Below are 19,371 nucleotides of genomic sequence, written 5' to 3'. Positions count from 1 at the left end.
AGAGATCTTATAAAAAATTAAGCTCTTTACGCGCCAACCGGTTTAATTTAATGAACCAACCTCGTTGTTTGCCGTGCAAGCCCTGCAAATAGATAAACACGAACGTTAATATAAAAAGCAAGATATCTGGTATGAAAGGCAAGCTATCTTATTTGAATGCAATGGCCGTTTAGCCAACTGATATGTTGAAAATGTTATTACTATTCTGATCAAGTTCGTGCGACAAAACCTCTCAGCCATCAACTATTAAAATTTTCACCCGTAAGCCTTCGTTTTCATCATTGATCATGCTGACTTTGCAATTACTATTTGCACCTTTTTTCAAATGCAAAACTACGATCATTATATTCCTGCTCTTTGCAACAGGTTTACGCCTTTTGCATTCAGATCAGGGGGATTGTAATCCAGATGAAAGACATCGTATTTCAATCATGTCCTTTTAGCCGATGACAATCGGGATAAATGACTGCAAAAGGCTATTGTACCGGCTGTATACCAGCCGCCTTTAGCCGTCCGACGATAAAAGCGCCCAGCTGTTTTCCCTGCTGCTGTCCGTTTACAATCGCATCGCGGTAATGAATACCGCCATACAAGCGGGAGATGGCTGCTTCTTCTGCGGCCTGGCGAAAAGAGGTGAAATTTCGTGCGGGAATGTCGAATATTTCTTCTGAATTATCGGTGAAGTTAAAATTATCGCCCATCAAATAGGTAAGCACTTCCGCCGCCGTGGTAGAGATCACGCTGTGCCCGCTGGTATATTCGGGGAAAGGCGGTGTTTGCAGCAAGGGCTCCCATTTCTTATTGATGTAGCGGTTGATATAGGTCTCGGGCCTTATGCGGTTTGAGCGGAACTTTTCATCCCAGCAACAGATAAAGGCATCCATGATGGCAATACCGGTTAGCATCTGTACCGTTATAGTAGCTGCAAAACCCAACCGCGCTTTCTGCGCAGCGATACCGGCAATATTCATCCAATGCCCGCCCGGACTGATCTTCTTAAATCCAATAGCCATATGCCCCGAGGTGGCAACGGCAAACGGATTACAATCCCAGAACGCAGCAATATCCAATTGCTCCTGCGTAGGTTTTAATGAGGTTTCATACACTTCAAGGGCCAGGCGGTAAAAGGCGCTGTTGCTGTCTTTGCTGAATGCAACCGGGGGCAAAGGCAGGAACTGGTTACAGGAGTCGATCAGCAGCGGACGCACGCTTTTCCAGTTAGGTTCTACGGCTTCCATATAAGCCGGTGGTGTCGGATACCAGTATTCATCCCCTTTCACCGGCGTATACCGCAATTGCGCACTTAATTTGCCATACCTGTCTGTTTTCGTATAATCTGCAATACGCGCGGCTATGAAATTTGCCACCTGTATGGAACTGTCAATGACTGCGCGGGGTACTTTAGCTTTTCTCTGTTCTGCAATAAACTGTTCTTCCTCTTCCTGTAACCGGTAACCTGATGGCAATAATAAGCGCCCCGTTTCAAGGATACAATAAATGGCCGCTATGCGGGCATCATAGTCTTTTGGCCGGGTACTTATCAGCGGACGTTTGTATTCATGCAACAGCAGCTGCAGGGATGTCAATGAAGTGTCTTGCTGCGAAACAATTTCATAAGCGCCCAACATGCAATAGGCATAATAACGCGCCGCTGCCGGCGGGTTCACTACATCATGCATCATTATTTTTGATAAGGAAAAGACAGCCGGCTGCAGGTAACGGGCGAAAACAGCTTCTTCCTTATGCACCATCTTTGCTTTGGCCGCTTTGGTTTGCGCGCTGGCAAGCTGCCCTTGCAATAACATAAGGGCTAACAGCAGCACCCGATGAAAAACGGTTCTACCCAAAAAATGCAATAAACCGGCGTTTGGGAACAAACGCCGGTATGACAAATCAAACAAACAAACTGCGATTAACTTCATGTTACTCTACTTTATAGAACTGCATGGCATCATTACAGATGCCTGCTACTACATACCTGGTATTATTGACCTTTATTTCCTCTGCCGCTTTTACATCGCCTTTGAGGCAAAGTCCTGAATTGGGCTGCGCCACGTAGGTAAAGCCGCCCCTGCCATCACCGGTAAGCAAACAACCATAACTGGCATCTATACAGCCGATCTTTAACCGGTTAGCCGAATGGTTCCCTAACAACAGCAGGTCTTTTTTACCATCGCTGTTAAAATCATTGGCAAGGATCTTTGTCACCGATGAAAACTGCGCCTGCATGGGCAATGCTGTTGCCAGAAATTTTCCATCCCTGTTTAAAAATGCCAGGGTGCGGGTTTCAGTGACCTGTAACTTACCAGCCTTTTCGAGTTCGGCTTTCGTAAAAATGTCGTTGATGGTAGCCTGCGAGTAAGCGGCATAAGAAGTAAACCGCTTCCGCATGGGATAGATCTGCTCATTCAATTCGTCGCGGCTTACGAACGGATAACTTACTCCCTGGTTGTAAAAATTAAAGAAAGGATCCACAGAACCATTGCCGTCAAAATCGGCATAATACAATTCCCCGGGCTCTTTAGCCGACACCTTTATACAGGTGTTCAATCCCAAATTACCGGCAATGATATCTTCGTAACCGTCATTATCAATATCGGCGATCTGCAGCGAGAACCAGAAGCCATTGGCTGCCCCATCGAAGTAAGTGCTGGTTTTATCAACAAAACCGGAGGGCGTATTCATAAAAACCGTTACAGGCATAAATTCTCCACATAACACCAGGTCTTTGCGGCCATCTTTATCGAGGTCGGCCCACTGGGCATCGGTAACCATTCCAATTTGGGCAAATGGTACGCTGGCCGACGAGAACTTTCCTTTACCGTCATTGAGCAGCAGGTAAGAAGTGGGCGCCAATGGATAATAGCCGGGAATGACGCGGCCGCCGATGAACAGGTCCTGGTCGCCATCCCCATCAAAATCACAGGGCCGCACACAGGATTTGCTGTTGGCGCTCAGATTGGGTAAGGCGCCGCTCGCCAGTTTAAACTGTCCGCGGACATCATTTAAATACAGTTCATCCTGCAAAGCCGGCCTGCCGGGTTCATATAAAGCATACCCCCCTTTGGCCACATAAAGGTCCTGGTCGCCATCGCCATCAGCATCAAAAAATGTGGCAGCTGCAATGGTGCTGCTGGTTTCATCCCCGGCAAAGAAATTCGGTTCTTCATAAAACGATCCTTTGGCATTTTGTACATATAGTTTGCCCGGTTTGTTCTTATCGCCACTTACAAACAGGTCTTCGCGGCCGTCCTTGTTCACATCTCCTTTTGCCATTACAGGCCCTGTCTTTGAATACATAAACAACATCAGCAACTGACGTTTAAAATCATTTTCACTGAGATCATTATGTTTATAAGTAAATAATTTTTCGGCAGGTGTAAAAATCGTCCTCGCATATACCGGGTCTTCTTCTATGACCGCACCGCCCTGTTGCCAGTTGATCGAATGTGTTTTGTTCGTTGCTACATTGGTCAGCAGCTGTACGCTGCGATCGGGCCATTCAATTTTTATTGAATCTACCGTCGTGGCGCTGCCAATACCCATATGCAGCCGGGTAGTTACACAGGAAAGATAACCCCGCGCCGGATTTACCTCTGCATATTGAACCGTTTTCTGGTTATAGACCCAAATTTTTGCGCCAATGGCAAACCAGTTTGGCTTTTTGTAATGCAGCATAAGGGAAAGATAGCCGGCCTTTGTGTTTTCTCTCGCGGTATTCCTGTACACAAACGCATGCTCATTGATATTATTTATCACAAGGTCAAGGTCACCATCGTTATCCAGGTCTGCATATACCGCCCCTGATGAGATGGCCGATCTATCCATTCCCCATGTTTTCTGCTGGTTGGTAAAGGTGCAATTACCATTATTTTTAAAGATATAATTCGGGAGTGTAGTGGAAGGCATAACGCGTATGAGGTCCATCATCAATACCGGCTGGCGGTCCATCGCTTTCTTCACCTTGTAATCGCCCCAGTAACGCAGAAAATCCTTGTTCGTATAGTCGCGTAAGTAACCGTTTGTAACAAACAGGTCTTTGAGGCCATCATTATCATAATCGGCCAGCAGCGGGCACCAGCTCCAGTCGGTATTGGAAATACCGGCCAGTTGACCGATCTCGCTGAAAGTGAGGGAACCGCCCTTCCCCCCGCGCCCTCCGGTGGAGGCAGAATCAGCAGCCTTCGGCATGAGGCCATTGTTCAGGTGCAGCATGTTGCGCATATACTGCGGGTTTAGACCCTGGTTCACCATCAGCGCAAAGGATTCATAGTTCTCCTGCAGCTGCAATAACTTCTGCCGCCGGTTATCTTCGGGCAGCATATCGAGCGTAACAATATCCGGTAAGGCATCGTTGTTAAAGTCGGCAATATCTACCCCCATGGAAAATTGCGAAAGATAACGCAGGCTTTTATCGGCTTCATTGGTGAAAGTGCGATCACCATTGTTCATGTACATATAATCGGGCTCATTATAGTCATTGGTCACATATACATCCTGCCAGCCGTCTTTATTGATATCGGCAATGGCTATGCCCAGTCCGAACGTTAAAGGGTTTTGCCGGATGCCGGCTTTTTTGGAAACATCGATAAAATGATTGTTCTGATTCTCGTAGAGTTTGTTGCCTGCCAGCTCATCCACTTCATCGCGGTAGCGGGCCAGTTCCATATTATCGACCTTCTTTATACTATGATTTAGCAGGAAAAGATCCAGATCACTATCGTTATCATAATCGAAAAAGGCAGCCTGCGTGCTGTAGCTTTTGTCATCTAGGCCATAGGCGGCCGCTTCTTCTTTAAAGGTACTATTGCCCTGGTTGATAAATAGCTGGTTGCGGCGCAGCTCGTCGGTTACCTTACCGGAATAACATACATAAATATCCAGCCAGCCGTCGCCATTCACATCGGCCATGGTAACGCCGGTCTTCCAGCTCCTGGGTCTTCCCGCAAGTGCGGCGCCGGCTTCTTTGGTGATGTCTTTAAACTGCAGGTTACCGGTATTGAGGTACAATTTATTCTCGTTCATATTGGCGACGAGAAAAATGTCTTCGAGTCCATCGTTATTGATATCACCCACGGCCACGCCACCGCCATTATAGAAGTACTCGTAGGCCAGCACATTCAGATGTTCGGTTTCATTGATACGATTGGCGAAATGTATGTTTGTTTGCTTCGGCGTTAACAATTCAAACAAAGGGTTTTGTCCCACGGCAGTAAGCGCGCTAATGAAGCAAAGCAGGGTAATGATGATGGCTGTTCTTTTCATAACTAACAGTATAGCCGTGCCACGGTTTGAATCGTGACACGGCTGTTTTCCATTATCAAATTATCACATCGACTACTTGTCCCACCACATTCTCGAGTTCCATGCATCGCCGGCAGTGAGATTGCTCACTGCCATCCTGTAGTTCTCGGGATTGGCGGTTGGTTCGGTTGTGGGGTATAATTGTCTTCGGGGAATAACGCCGCCCGAAAAATTACCGGGATATACAACCGGGGTGAGTACCGGGTATCCTGATCTTCTCCAGTTGTTCCAGGCTTCTACAAAATTCATAAGTATGCCGGTGGTTGCCCAATACTGTTCATTGATCTGCTTTAATGAGGCAGCCAGTGAAGAAGTATTGAGGGGGTTTGCTGCTGCATAGGCATTGGCCGTTGCAGGTGAAATCACCGCACTGCTATGGAATGTTCCCACAGATTGAATACCGGCAGATACACCATTGGCATAATGCTGGGCGGCGGTAGTAGCGCCCACATTCCAGCCTCTTGCTTTTGCCTCGGCCAGTAACAATTCCGATTCTGCATAGGTCATTACGAACTGGGGACTGTTAAGGTCGGTGTATACAACCAGGCGTGGACGGGAATATCTCCCTATGGGCGTAAAATCGCCGCCGCTACCGGTACCACCGGGATAACCGGGAGAGTTCCTGATATCTGTTGCACCGCCATTGAGGTCCCAGCCATGCGGTTGACCGATCTGGTTGGCAGCTGTGTTATCGCCCGATTTAGTGACATCGGTATTGCCAGCCAGCCCCGGAGGAGGCACTTCGGCAATGGCGCTGATGCGCGGATCATTGGTTGATTGCAGGAAATCCATCAGGGTCTTACTCCATCTCACGCTGTAAAAGTCGGCCGGCGTTATCAGTGCACGCGAGTTCTCGCTGCGGTAACCGGCGGCATTATCGCCTTTTACCCATACATCATCTGCAACAGAAGACATGGTTCCGCCAGCCGCTGCTTTTTCCGCATATTGCTGTGCTTTGGCGGGATCCACTTTTGTTAACCGCATGGCGATCCGCAGCATCAACGAATAACCGAACCTTTTCCATTTGGCCACATCACCCTGATATGGGAACAGGTCAGCGGCAGGTTTCGGTTTTGACGGATCAAATTTTGTCAACGCTGCATCCAGGTCATTCAACAGGGAATTGTAAACATCCTGTTGTTTGTCATAAACAGGCTGTGTAACATTGGTAGCCGCCTGGAAAGCCTGGGAATAAGGAATATCGCCGTACAGGTCAGTTGCGTAATGCATGGCCAGCACTTTCATAACAGTGGCCGCACTTACCACATTTACTTTATCGGCATTATTGCCATAGTTATTGATGATCTCCTGCGACAAGCGGGCGCTTTTATACATAAGATCGAAACCGCGGCCCGCATAATCGTTGGTATTGCCAGATGGTACGTATTTATCGGCATTGCTGTAATAATTGGCGGCGCCCGATGAAGTGGAAGAGAAAATCTGCGCCCAGCCACTCTGGAATAAAATAGAGCCGTTATAACCGGTGATACCATTGATATAATTCCACTGGCTGCCCGATAAAAAATAATCGGAATTGAAATTAGCAGGAGGCGTTTGGTTAGGATCCGTATTTATGGCGTCAAAGTCCTTTGTACATCCCGCTGCCAGCGCAAGAGCCACCAAACCTATATATAGAGATATTTTTTTCATCTGAAACATTTTAATGTTTAAATAGCCTGATCACTACTTTTTAAATTTCAAATTCAGGTTTACCCCATACGTGCGGGTTGAAGGCAGACTGGTACCTTCAATACCATAGTACTTCACATCGGAACCAAATTGTGATTCGGGATCGATGTTATCGCTCTTTCGCATGATGGTCCACAGGTTGCGTCCAACCAATGAAATTTGCACTGATCTGAACAATGGCCATTTGCTGACAATATTCGACGGTACGGAATAACTTAACTGCACCTGGCGCAATTTGATGAAGTCGCCATCGACCACAGTCACCGAAGTTACCTGCTGTGCCAATGCCCGGTAATAGCCCTGTGCATCGGCTCTTACGGTATTTGGGGCGCCGGTTTCTGTAACGCCTTTTGTGATACCATCCCGTCCTTCCAGGGTCATTTTATGCAAGCCGCGTAAAATGGCATAATAATTAGTAGCGCTGAGTATTTTATTACCGTAGTTGTAATCGATGAGGAATGAAAGCGCGAGCCCCTTGAAGGTAATTTCGTTATTCAATCCACCATACACTTTCGGTAATACACTGCCCCAGGCGATCAGGCTGTCGCCCCGCACCGGATAACCGGAAGCATCCACTACCATATCGCCTTTGGAATCGCGTTTATAATCATAGGCCAGGATCTGCGGACCGGCAAATCCCTGCACATAAGCCGTGATGGCATTCCCTAATGTACCACGGTTCTGGCCCTGGTTTACGTTGTTACCTGCGGCATCGGTCCTAAGTACCCTGTTATTGATGTGGGTGAAATTCAAAGTAGTGGTCCAGCTAAAATCTTTCGTTCTTACCGGCACCGCATTGATCATCACTTCCAAACCTTTGTTCTGCGTTTGACCGTTGGGAATATAACCGCTGGTGTAACCTGTAGCAATACTAAAGGTGGCATTCATGATCTCATTCCTGGTCTTCTTGGTGAAATAAGCCACGTCAAAATTCAACCGGTTACCGAGCGTTCTTAACTCTGTACCAATTTCAAATTCTGCTACCGTGAATGGCTTCAACAAACCGCTTGGCAGGGAAGTATTGAACTGTCCCATCGGCACAGTATTGAACGGATTACCCAATGAGTAATAGATATCCGTTTGATAGGGCCTGGTAAGCTCATTGCTGGTAACTGCATAGGATGCCCGCAGTTTACCAAAATCGAGTCTGTTGATATTGGCTAATTCAGAAAAGATCAAACTGGCCGATACTGATGGCACGAAGATCGTGTTGTTATCTTCAGGCAGTGTAGAATAGGCATCATACCGGCCGGTAGTACCGAGTGTAAGGAAATTTTTGAAGCTGAAGTCAACGGTATAGTAAGCAGAATTTACCTGCGTCTTATTAAAGATATGTTCGCGGTTAAAATTCTGTACATTGTTCCAGCTGTATTGGTAAGGCAGGATGAACGGACCGCCACCGATCTTTATCTTCTCATCCTGGTTCTTACGCAGGTTGGCACCTACGGCTGCATCAAAGCTCAGGTCATCAGTTATCCTTTGATTGATGCCTATCAATCCATCTACATTCAGTTCATAGCGCTCGAAAGACGCCAGGTCCTGCAGGTTACCGGCCCTGTTGGTTGTATAAGCAGTTCCCCAGGGTTCTACCTTAAATAACCGGTCATGCATGATATCATAACCAAGGCGTGCCTGTGCATAGATCCCTTTTGTGAAATTGTACCGTGCAGCAGTGGATGTAATGAACCGCTTACGATCCACGTTATTAATATATTGATTCACCACAAACCAGGGATTGGTCACATATTCATCATCACTGAACTGAATTTCATAACCGGTTGCAGGATCATATCCCGGCTTCAATATCTCCTGGTCGATATTGGTAGCCAGGAACTGCCCGTTGTTGGCATTCATGGGCCCATCACTCAACTGCGGCCTGTTCTTAAAACGCTCATCTATATAATTGGCCATCATTTTTATCTGGAGCTTATCGGTGATGTTTTGTTCAATATTCAGGTTTGCTGTTTTTCTATCGAGGCCACTATTTCTGATGATCGACTCATTACTGAGGTTTGATAATGATAAGCGGAAAGAACCATTTTCACCACCTCTTGAAACGGCAACCGTATTGGTAAAAGAAGGACCGAGCCGGTAAAAATTCTCGATATTATCTTTCTGTGCAACATATGGATAGGTATTGCCATCGAACTGAATGACCTGCGAGCCATCCAGCCGCTCGCCCCAGCTGAATCTGCCGGATGCCTGTGCAGCTGACCTGGTAGCCGGTTTCATGCCATTCACTCCCTGGCCGTATTCGTACTGGAACTCAGTAAAGTCAATGGCGTCATCAACCATTATATTCAGGTTATAGTCAACAGAAAAATCACCGCGTTTGCCCGACTTGGTAGTAATGAGGATCACCCCATTGGTAGCCCTCGATCCGTATAAAGCAGAAGCGGCCTGACCTTTCAAGACAGTCATGGTCTCAATATCATCGGGATTTATGTTACCGATACCATCGCCATAATCGGCGCCACCCCACTCACCGGAAGCACCTCGCTGTGTATTATCCATAGGCACCCCGTTGATAACGAAGAGCGGCGAACCAGGATTATTCATACTGGGCAAACCACGCAACAACAGTTTTACCGTACCGCCGGGACCGCTATTGGTACCGGATACTTTCAACCCCGCCACGCGGCCACTCAGTGAATTGGCCACATTGGTTTCGCGGGCCTGATTCAGCTGGTCACCCACAACGGTCGACACAGAATATCCCACCCTCCTGGCTTCTTTGGAAATACCTAATGCAGTTACAACCACTTCGCCGAGCTGCTGTCCTGCACCTTCTTCGAGGTTAATGGTAACGTTCGCCTGGTTTTCAGCTACGTCGATGGTTTGTTCGGAATAACCTACCGAAGACGCTACCAGTTGAATATTGCCAGTTGGTACCTGCAAACTAAAAGCACCGTTTATATCAGTTACGGTCTGATTGTTATTTCCTCTTACTTTAATTGTGACGGCGGGAATACCAGTACCAGCCTTGTCTCTGACAAAACCTGATAGCTGTCGGGTTTGGGCCAGTACTGCTGAATGCAGTAGAATAAATGCAATTAGCAGGTGAACATGTCTCATTAGCAATTGGTTTTATGATGATTAAATAACTCCCAATAGAAGATGGTAACAAAATGACATAGCAAGGGCTGGCTGTCTGTTTACAGACCGCGATCATTTTGAAAACTCCCTAATGGTGTTAATGCCCTTTCAGTTAAGGGGTCGGTGAAGTATTGGTTTTAGTTTCGGTACTACTTAACTAAATAGCATGTAGGTTCTCTGTCTATTCATCCCCAATCATGTGTACTCAATTACACATGGTTGCATAGTATAAGTGTAAGCAAATAGGATTTTGTAATAAAGAATTAACAATTCTTTTTTTAGAGGCAATCATTTTCAGTAATATGATGCAAGCGGCAGAAAAAAATTTAAAAATATGATTACAGTCACTATTTCGCCGGCACTTTATATTGTTACCGTTATAGTGAATGGTCAATGGTCAATGGTTCACGCAGCTTGAAATGAATAATTGAATTCCTGCAGCGGAGATGTATTGACCATCGCCCGTTGACCATTGCCAATTGTAATTTACTGCTGTAACCAGGCGAGAGTAAACCGGTAGTGGAGATTGCTGCTGAGGAGGTGGATCACATTGTCGGGCGTTTGGGTGGCGGCCAGGTATCCTTTTGGTTCTGCATGCGTACTATCCATTGTGAAGAGGCCTGTCCAGGCGCCCCCGTTCAGCTGCCGCATGGTGCCATCTGTAAGCAGCTTTTTAACCGGCCAGGTTTTACCTTCATCATAAGAAAGGGCGGCGTACATACCATACCCTTTATATACTTCCCCGTTGGACCTGGTAAAGTCCATTCCTTCGACACCTGATTTGCCGGGGCAGTGGGTGAATGATACCAATAACAAGGGCCCTTCATTCAGGCGGCGCAATACCAGCCTTTGTCCGCTGCTGATGGGTGGAAATATGGAGGGGGCATATGACCAGGTGGCGCCGGCATCATTGGAAATGCTCATGGGCATTCTATCGCCCAGGCTGTCTGACTTAATATTATCATTGCGGCCGAAAGCAAGCCAACGGCCGTCCTTTAAAGGCACCATACCGGCATGGATACCCGCAATCAAACCACCCACAGCGCCATTTTCATACTGTGGTGTAACGGCCAATGTATAGGGTGTGCTCCAATGGGCCCCTTTGTCTTTACTGATGTGTACGGCAGTGCCGCCCCGAGAGCTGGGATCTGCATCGCACAACTGCACCAGCCATCCTTGCTTCGTGATCAATGAACCCGCGATCACCTGATGCCGCTTTGCATGTTCCGGTGCGATCAATACCGGTTTTGACCAGCCAGCCCCGTTATTCGTACTGGTGCGCATTACCATGGCCAGGTTCTGCCAGTCGCCTGCAGCTTCCAGTCCATTGATATGATAAAGCGTTCCCTTCTGATCATATAACAAAGAGGTGCCGGTCGTGTTCCTGTCTGGTACACAGAAAAACAGGGAAGCCGTATCCCAGTTCTTTTGACCGGCCCGCAAACGGCTGGCCAGTATGACCATTTCGCGGCCGCTCTCGGCATTGGTGCTGAACCAGGCTGCCAACAGATCGCCATTGGGGCACCAGGTGATGGCCGGACAATGATTATGCTTATAAAAGGGAATGCCCAGACTACTATCGGGTTTTATCACAAAGGGAACAGGCGCTTCAAAAATGGCTTGCGTTTCTTTTTTCCAGCTATGTTTTTGTTGTGATACCTGCAAACTATTGGCAGGCAGGGGTTCCGCGGCAATGGCTTTGGTACGGGGCATCTCGCCTTGTACTACCCTGAAACCGGTAAGCCAGTGTTTATCTTCCGGCAGCATACCCTGCCGGTTGGCCGAGCGCAGGAAACGAACCGGCGTGTTATGGCTTCCGCCCCTCGTAACGCGGCTCATGCCCGCCTGCCGGCCTACGGGATCTGTTTGTGCACCGGGCAGGTAAGGGCCATACCAGTCATAACACCATTCTTCTACATTGCCATGCATGTCATACAGCCCCCAGGCATTGGGAGCTGTTTGTGCCACCTGCAGGGAAACCGGTACCGGCGTACGGTTGGTATGTTGTAATTTTTGATACGCTGCAGGCAGCTCATTACCGGTATTATAATCGGTGGTAGTACCGGCACGGCAGGCATATTCCCATTCCGCCTCGGTGGGCAGCCGGTATGGCTTACCTTCTTTGCGCGATAACCAGGCGCAAAATGCGACAGCCTCTTCGTAGCTCACAAATACAACTGCTTCATCATCTTTCAGCGAGAATCCATTTTTACCGCGCAATTTGCTATGGGCCGGATCAAAGGCTTCATATTGTTTGTTGGTGACCTCAGTGGCCGACATTTTGAAACCAGCGGTAATGGTAACGGGATGCACCGGGCTTTCGTCGGCATCTTCTTTTCCGCGGTTCGATCCCATGTCGAAAGTTCCCGGGCGGATATCTACCAGCTGCATACCAATGGAATTCTTCTGCTGGGCAATCCCTGGCAAAGCGACGAAAACAAGGAAGGAACTAAAGAGAACAGACCACCGATGAACCATAAATGCAGATGTTGGTTGAAAATGACTTGTAAAATAAACAATATTGTCTACTCTACCGGCACTTCGACAGGCGAAACATTCCAGCCTTCGACACCGATCAGCAATTGCCCGGTATGATCGTGCTCCACTACAATTTTCCTGTCACCACCCGGAACCACAGAAACATAATTGTCGCTGTAAAATACCGGCAGAATGCGCTCTTTCTTTTTCGCATCGAGCAATGTAATGCGGTTGAAAAAGGCAACCGGATTATTGCCCGCGTTGGTGAGCGTTACCTGCACTTTTCCTTTACCAATTGAACTTGCTTTTACTTTCAATGCGGCATGGCCCATTGCCTGCAATCCGGAATAAGCACCGGATTCATCAGGCAACCAGTAAAAATTATCGCTCACCACCTGCTTTTTTTCATCCACTAACTGCAACGACAGAAAAACACCCATGTCCTTTGCCAGTTTCTCTTTTAATTCTTTAACTGATAAGATCCGTTTTACCGATGATGGTTCCACATATGTAAATACCTGCGTTACAAAACTGTCTTTACCCGACATTTCATAAAAGCGTACCGACAGCATCAGGTCTCTTTGCACAGCAAAACTGTTGTTCACAATGGTCACCATGCCATCGGTGGGATTGTACATTACATGCACCGGCTCGCTGCCTGCGCGTAAACCAAACAAACAGGCATTGGGATCGAGGTAATAATCATACATCTGTCCGCGTAAAGCCGTCCAGGGATTCTGCGTTTTCCAGATGATAAATCCGGTGTACCAATCCCACATGCGGTTACTGAATCCTTCTGCCAGGGCGCGGTACTGATCATAATTCACCAGCTGTGCTTTGCGCGTAAAGTCGAAGATATCTTTTGGTGCACCATAGGGATCGAGGTGCTCGTTATAGCCAATGTATTTATGGTATTCCCATACTGAATCTACCTGTTTGGATGCATACTGCGGGAACTGCATGTTCCTGGGGGGAATGAAACGTTGCAGCGAGGCATAATCCCCTACACCTACCGATCCTACTTCAGAGTTGAAAGGATAAGTACGGTGTTCCCAGAAGGTGAGTGGATTTTGAATGCCATAAGGCCCATCGCCATTTCCGCCCAGGAAATTGTACGACATTTCATCGCTGTTGGAATAATCAACGAACCAGCGCGTACCATCCAGGGCTGGTAAGATGGAGTCTTTCAGGGGCATCAGAATGTCCTGGGGCGGTGTGATCTCATTGCCGCCACACCACATGGCCAGCGAAGGGTGATTGCGCACCATTTTCACCTGGTCGGCCGCCGATCGTAAAAACAGTGCGTGATCATTGGGGTATTTCCGGCGCGTCCATTGATCTTCCGATTTCATAGGATCCACCCAGCGGCCATTGCAATCACCCGACATCCAGAAATCCTGCATCACCAGCAAACCATATTTATCGCAGGCGTTAAAGAACTCAGGCCTTTCCAGCAGGGCGCCGCCCCAGACGCGAATGAGATTCAGGTTCATATCGCGATGGTAGCGCACTTCTGCATCATATCGCTGATCGCTGAAACGCAGCATGGCGTCGGAAATGATCCAGTTCCCTCCTTTAATGAAGATCTTCTGCCCATTCACTGCAATTTGTTTGCTTCGGGTGGTGGGATTCCAGGCCGTTTGAATTTCCCGGACACCAGTAATCACCTGCTCTTCGTCGGTAACCGTTTCTCCGTTCTCGAGGAACTGGAAACGGATGGTATATAAATTTTGTGCACCATAACCAGCGGGCCACCACAATTTCGGATTATTGAGCTGGAAGACCGGCATTTTTACTTCCTTTACCGCACCTGGTTCAAGAGTTACATTTTGTTTGATGGTTTGTCCGTCGAGCTTATACTGCAGCACTCCTTCCTTTTTTGTATCTGTAGGATTCTCCAATTCTGCACTGGCGATGATCTGCGCAGGTTCTTGCAGACCATTGGGCGAACGTACACCAGGAACTTGTGTAATTATATGCGGGTTCTTTAGATTTACTGATCCGGTTCTTTCTATATAAACTTTATCCCAGATGCCGGTGTTGCGGTCGCGCATGGGTTGTATCCAGTCCCACCCGGCTACATACTGGTGCGATACATTGCGGGCGATGGTTCCATCACCACCTTGTCCGCCATTGGGATTACCCACCGGATCAACCGGATATACAATCACCGCGAGACGGTTGCTTCCTGTAGGGTTCAGTGAGCGGGTAATGTTGTAGGTCTGCCGCAAGAACATACCGTAATGGCGGCCGCTGTTCAGTTTTTTTCCATTCAGAAAAACATCACAACTATAATTAACGCCTCTTAATTGTAACCAGACCTGTTCATTGCCCTGGGGCGCTTTCTCTGTAAAGTCTTTTACAAACCAGTAAGTATAGTGATCCCGGCCGGTAGTATAGATGTCGGGGATCTTTTCATTATTCATGCCGTAAAAAGGATCGGGCACTTTCTTATTGTTCAGCAAAGTGGTTAACACCGTGCCTGGCACCGTGGCCGGCAGCCATCCTTTTGTGGAATACGATGACGCCGATATTTTTTCGCCATTTACTTTTACCGATCCTATGGGTGAACAAAGCCAGCCACTGTTCAATTCATACCGGTTCTGAGCAATGGTAACTTGTCCAGCCAACAGGAGTAACCAAGTTAATTTTTTCATTTTCTGTTTCTTTTGTTGTTCCGTTTAACGAGCTGTGCCACACTTTAGAAGTGTAGCACAGCTGCCACTGGCAATTCACAAATGATTTACTTCCTGCCTCCTGCTTTTACGCTGGCAACAATTTTCTTATCAGCCGAATGACCACCAGCGAAGATCGTATAGTTGCCCGGATACAATTTCCAGCTACGGGTAGCCAGGTCCCATTTTTGCAGTTCTGCAGCGGGAATACTGAATTGAACGGTTTCTTCACTGCCTGCTTTTACAAATACCCGTTTATATGCTTTCAGTTCTTTTACCGGCATGCGGTCTACCGGCGGATACTCGACATATACCTGCACCACTTCATCGCCGTCGCGCGTACCGGTATTTTTTACTTTAATGGAAAGCTGAATGCTGTCTTTCGCCGTACGGATATTGGCCGGCATCTTTTGCCATTCATAGGCAAAGGAAGTATAGCTCAATCCATAACCGAAAGGGTATTGCACTTTACCATTGAAGTAACGGTAGGTACGGCCTTTCATGGCGTAATTGTCGTATGCCGGTACATCGGCAAAAGACTGGTAAAAGGTGACCGGTAAGCGGCCGGCTGGTGATACGCGGCCAAACAAAATATCTGCCAAAGCATTACCGCCCTGCTCGCCGGGATACCAGGCGAGAATAATGGCATCTGCATAAGGTTCAATGGCCGAAATATCAACAGCACTGCCGGCTGTTACAACGGCAATGATGGGTTTCTTATTCGATTTGCGCAATGCTTTCATGAACGCAATATGTGCAGCGGGCAAACTCATGTCGGGTTTGTCGCCCCCCTGCGCTGCCAGGAAGGCATCGCCTTCTTCGCCTTCGTATACGGGTGTTAAACCGATCACGGCTACGGTGATATCGGCATTGCCTGCGGCCCAAATACCGCCGAAATGTACGGTATCGGTGTAATCGCTTCCGAGATCATACTCTACCCGCGTGCCGGCATCTACTGCATTGGTAATGCCTTCGAGAAAACTGACCGCGCGGCTGCTAACGCCGTGGTAATTACCCAGCAAAGCATCCATGGATGCGGAATTGGTGCCCAGCACCATGATCTGCGGATATTTTTCTTTACTGATCGGCAGTAACTGTTGATCGTTCTTTAACAGCACCATACTTTGTTGCGCCATGGTACGCGCCAGGGCAGCGTGCCCTGCATTGGCAACACTGTCGGCGCCATAGGCTGCAAAGGGGTTTGCAGCTGCAGCATCGTAAAAACCGAGCTTGAACTGCGTACGTAATATACCAGCCAGTGCACTGTCTACTTCTTTTTCGGTGAGCAGTTTTTGTTCAATGGCTTTCATCACATCCCGTTGTAAAATATTTGAGCAATCGAGGTTTACTCCGGCTTTGATAGCAGCAGCAGCTACTTCTACCCCTGAAGGCATTACTTTATGGCGCATAAAAATATCATCGAGCGCCCCGCAATCGGTTACCACATGCCCTTTGAACTTCCATTCCTTGCGCAGGATGTCCTGTAGTAAAATATTGCCGGTGCAGCAGGGCTGATCATTTACCCGGTTATAACCGCACATGACCGATTCCACGCCTGCATCAACGAGTGCCTTGAAAGCATAGAGATAGGTCTCCCGCAGATCCTTTTCATCAACGACTGCATTAAATGTATGGCGGCCTTTTTCAGGACCGCTGTGAACGGCGTAATGTTTGGCGCAGGCCGATGTCTTCAAATAGCGGCTGTCATTACCCTGCAAACCTTTGATAAATGCGGTTCCCATCCTGGCCGTTAAAAATGGATCTTCCCCGTAGGTTTCCTGCCCCCTGCCCCATCGTGGATCGCGGAAGATATTGATATTGGGCGACCAGAAGGTAAGTCCCATATATTGTAGCCGGTTGCCTTTGCCGGTTGACAGGTTGTATTTGGCGCGGGCTTCTGTGGAAATAACCGTAGCGGCCTGGTGTAAAAGATCGTCGTTAAAAGTGGCCGCCATACCAATGGCCTGCGGGAACACGGTTGCCACCCCTGCGCGGGCAACGCCGTGCAGGGCTTCGTTCCACCAGTTATAAGCAGGTATGCCCAACCGTTGTACTTCCTGACTGCGATAACCCAGCAGGGAGATCTTTTCAGGCAGGGTCAACTGCTTTAAGAGGTCATTCACCCGGGCCTCCATGGGCTGGTTTGCATTGCGAAATAATGATGAATTGTTCTGCGCCTGTACGGTCATCGAGATGCAGCAACATATGGTGAAGAAAATATGCTTATTCATGATCCAATTTTAATTGAGTCAACACTGGTTTATCTGTAGTCGTAATTACCGGGTTAATATGATCGTTCAGCTGTTCAAACACCACGATCTCATTCACGCCTTTTTTAAGCCAGCAGCCTGGCAGATATAAAGTTTGTTGTGGCCCTACCTGCCAGTAACGGCCGAGATTCATGCCATTTACAAATACGATGCCCTTCCCCCATTTTTGCATGTCGAGAAATACATCGCCAGGCTTGGTTACGGTAAAGGTACCGCTGTACAAGGCTGCTTTTCCGGCTTTTTGCTTTCCGGTTCCTACCAGCGGTTGTTGCGCAAACGGCAGCTTGTACATCTTCCACCCACCGGTGATCTCCATATCATTAATGAGCACCGGTGAAATAATGCCTTTGTTGTTGTGCACGATCTCGCTGCCATAATTGATCCGGCCCATATTTTCAACGAGGATCTCCAGGGTGCCATTGAATGGAATGTCTACACTGGCCGTGTATTGTTTATCCACCCGGTTCAACACGGCTACTTTCTTTCCATCTACATATACCACGGCAAAGTCGCGCAGGCCTTTCAATTGCAGGGTACCCTGGATGGGTTGAGTGAACCGTTTGCTGTACAAGACATACCCATGCCCCTGGTTCAGTGCTTCAAACGATAAAGGCGTATCTGCCACTTCCGGTTGTATGGAATTCTTCCAGTCGAACAGGTCCATCGATCTGCTGACTTGAATGGGCGGCAGGGTGATCACCGGTATTTTGGCCGGTATTTCGGGAACAGGATACTTTACATATTGTTTCATCAGTTCCCGAACCGCCAGGTATTTGGGCGATGCCCAACCGGCTTCAGTGATCGGCGCATCATAATCATAACTGGTAAGATCGGGCTGAATATCATGTTCGTTGTTATAATTGGCGCCGGAAGTGAAGCCGAAATTGGTGCCGCCATGTACCATATAGAAATTAAAATGCACGCCGTTCTTCAGGTATTTTTCTACCTGCTGCGTAACCTGTTTCGCCGAAATGTTGGGGAAGGGTTCAGCCCAGTGATGTAACCAGCCGGGATAGTATTCCGCCACCATATAGGGCCCTTCATTATTGTGATATTTGTTCACCACTTTTTTAAGGTTCTCTACATTGTCTTCTCCATTGGCGGTAGGCAGTACACCCGGTATGGAGCCGCCTTCGAACAGCCAGCTTCCATCTGAGGTAAAGAAGGGGCCGGTGAGCCCGGCACTGATCAACTGTTGGTATATGGCTTCATTATACTTGCGGTGCTCTGCCAGGGGTATATCTTTTCGTTGTGATACATAGGAACCAAACTCATTTTCCACCTGCACCATAATGATCGGCCCGCCCCTGTTCACCAGGTAATTCTTTACCTGCGCGGCCAGCTGGTTGATATATACTTTGCAGGAATCTAAAAAGGGTTTGTTGTTTGCCCTGATGACCAGGCTCGTATCTTTTAACAACCACCTGGGATATCCGCCGAATTCCCATTCAGCACATGCATAAGGGCCGGGACGCAGGATCACAAATAGTCCTTCGTCTTTGGCAATACGCAAAAATTCGGCGATGTTGTGATTACCGGTGCTAAAATCCCATACCCCGGGAGCCGGATTGTGAAAGTTCCAGAATACATAGGTAGCTACCGTGTTCAAACCCATTGCTTTCATCATCTTCAGGCGATGGCGCCAGTAAGGCGCCGGAATACGGGCATAATGCATTTCGCCCGAATGGATCTGTACAGGCTGGTTATCGTACAGGAACTGCCCGTTCTTTACTTCAAACGAATGCACTTTTACCGCACTGGAATTCATTTGCCCCTTTGACGTTCCGGCTAATAGCAAACACAGTAAGCCAGTCCAGAAATATCTCATACTATCTGCTTCGATTGTTTTTAATAATTTG

8 protein-coding genes are annotated in these 19,371 nt (G+C 47.9%); all 8 read right to left on the bottom strand.

Annotation, left to right across the window (positions count from 1 at the left end; translation table 11 throughout):
• Positions 1–476 precede the first annotated feature (476 nt).
• A complete protein-coding gene (locus JT717_RS04645; protein ID WP_240347814.1) occupies positions 477–1,922 on the bottom strand; it encodes a vanadium-dependent haloperoxidase in 1,446 nt (481 codons plus the stop codon).
• Position 1,923: 1 nt separating this feature from the next.
• Positions 1,924–5,265 (bottom strand): VCBS repeat-containing protein, encoded by a 3,342-nt coding sequence (locus JT717_RS04640; RefSeq protein ID WP_205508998.1) that lies wholly within the window; start codon positions 5,263–5,265, stop codon positions 1,924–1,926.
• Positions 5,266–5,337: 72 nt separating this feature from the next.
• The gene (locus JT717_RS04635; protein WP_205508997.1) at positions 5,338–6,954 is read right to left on the bottom strand and encodes a SusD/RagB family nutrient-binding outer membrane lipoprotein; all 1,617 of its coding nucleotides are present in this window, start codon (positions 6,952–6,954) and stop codon (positions 5,338–5,340) included.
• 33 nt (positions 6,955–6,987) lie between these two features.
• The gene (locus JT717_RS04630; protein ID WP_205508996.1) at positions 6,988–10,068 is read right to left on the bottom strand and encodes a SusC/RagA family TonB-linked outer membrane protein; all 3,081 of its coding nucleotides are present in this window, start codon (positions 10,066–10,068) and stop codon (positions 6,988–6,990) included.
• 507 nt (positions 10,069–10,575) lie between these two features.
• Complete coding sequence (locus tag JT717_RS04625; protein ID WP_205508995.1) at positions 10,576–12,567, bottom strand: SUMF1/EgtB/PvdO family nonheme iron enzyme; 1,992 nt, start codon at positions 12,565–12,567, stop codon at positions 10,576–10,578.
• A gap of 47 nt (positions 12,568–12,614) precedes the next feature.
• The gene (locus JT717_RS04620; RefSeq protein ID WP_205508994.1) at positions 12,615–15,224 is read right to left on the bottom strand and encodes a glycoside hydrolase family 2 protein; all 2,610 of its coding nucleotides are present in this window, start codon (positions 15,222–15,224) and stop codon (positions 12,615–12,617) included.
• An 86-nt stretch (positions 15,225–15,310) separates the two neighbouring features.
• Positions 15,311–17,473, bottom strand: a complete 2,163-nt coding sequence (locus JT717_RS04615) for a glycoside hydrolase family 3 N-terminal domain-containing protein (protein ID WP_240347813.1) — start codon at positions 17,471–17,473, stop codon at positions 15,311–15,313.
• The gene (locus tag JT717_RS04610) at positions 17,466–19,340 is read right to left on the bottom strand and encodes a beta-galactosidase (RefSeq protein ID WP_240347812.1); all 1,875 of its coding nucleotides are present in this window, start codon (positions 19,338–19,340) and stop codon (positions 17,466–17,468) included. Before JT717_RS04610 ends, JT717_RS04615 begins: the two co-directional genes overlap by 8 nt.
• Positions 19,341–19,371: the final 31 nt, after the last annotated feature.

The sequence above is a fragment of the Longitalea arenae genome, from assembly GCF_016924755.1.
Lineage (GTDB): Bacteria > Bacteroidota > Bacteroidia > Chitinophagales > Chitinophagaceae > Niastella > Niastella arenae.
Note: the sequence above shows the minus strand (reverse complement) of the source record. Positions and strands in the feature narration are given on the sequence as shown.

Coding starts and splice junctions, on each gene's coding strand:
- JT717_RS04625 (WP_205508995.1), bottom strand. CDS start 12,567: ATGGTTCATCGGTGGTCTGTTCTCTTTAGTTCCTTCCTTGTTTTCGTC.
- JT717_RS04640 (WP_205508998.1), bottom strand. CDS start 5,265: ATGAAAAGAACAGCCATCATCATTACCCTGCTTTGCTTCATTAGCGCG.
- JT717_RS04620 (WP_205508994.1), bottom strand. CDS start 15,224: ATGAAAAAATTAACTTGGTTACTCCTGTTGGCTGGACAAGTTACCATT.
- JT717_RS04630 (WP_205508996.1), bottom strand. CDS start 10,068: ATGAGACATGTTCACCTGCTAATTGCATTTATTCTACTGCATTCAGCA.
- JT717_RS04610 (WP_240347812.1), bottom strand. CDS start 19,340: ATGAGATATTTCTGGACTGGCTTACTGTGTTTGCTATTAGCCGGAACG.
- JT717_RS04635 (WP_205508997.1), bottom strand. CDS start 6,954: ATGAAAAAAATATCTCTATATATAGGTTTGGTGGCTCTTGCGCTGGCA.
- JT717_RS04645 (WP_240347814.1), bottom strand. CDS start 1,922: ATGAAGTTAATCGCAGTTTGTTTGTTTGATTTGTCATACCGGCGTTTG.
- JT717_RS04615 (WP_240347813.1), bottom strand. CDS start 17,473: ATGAATAAGCATATTTTCTTCACCATATGTTGCTGCATCTCGATGACC.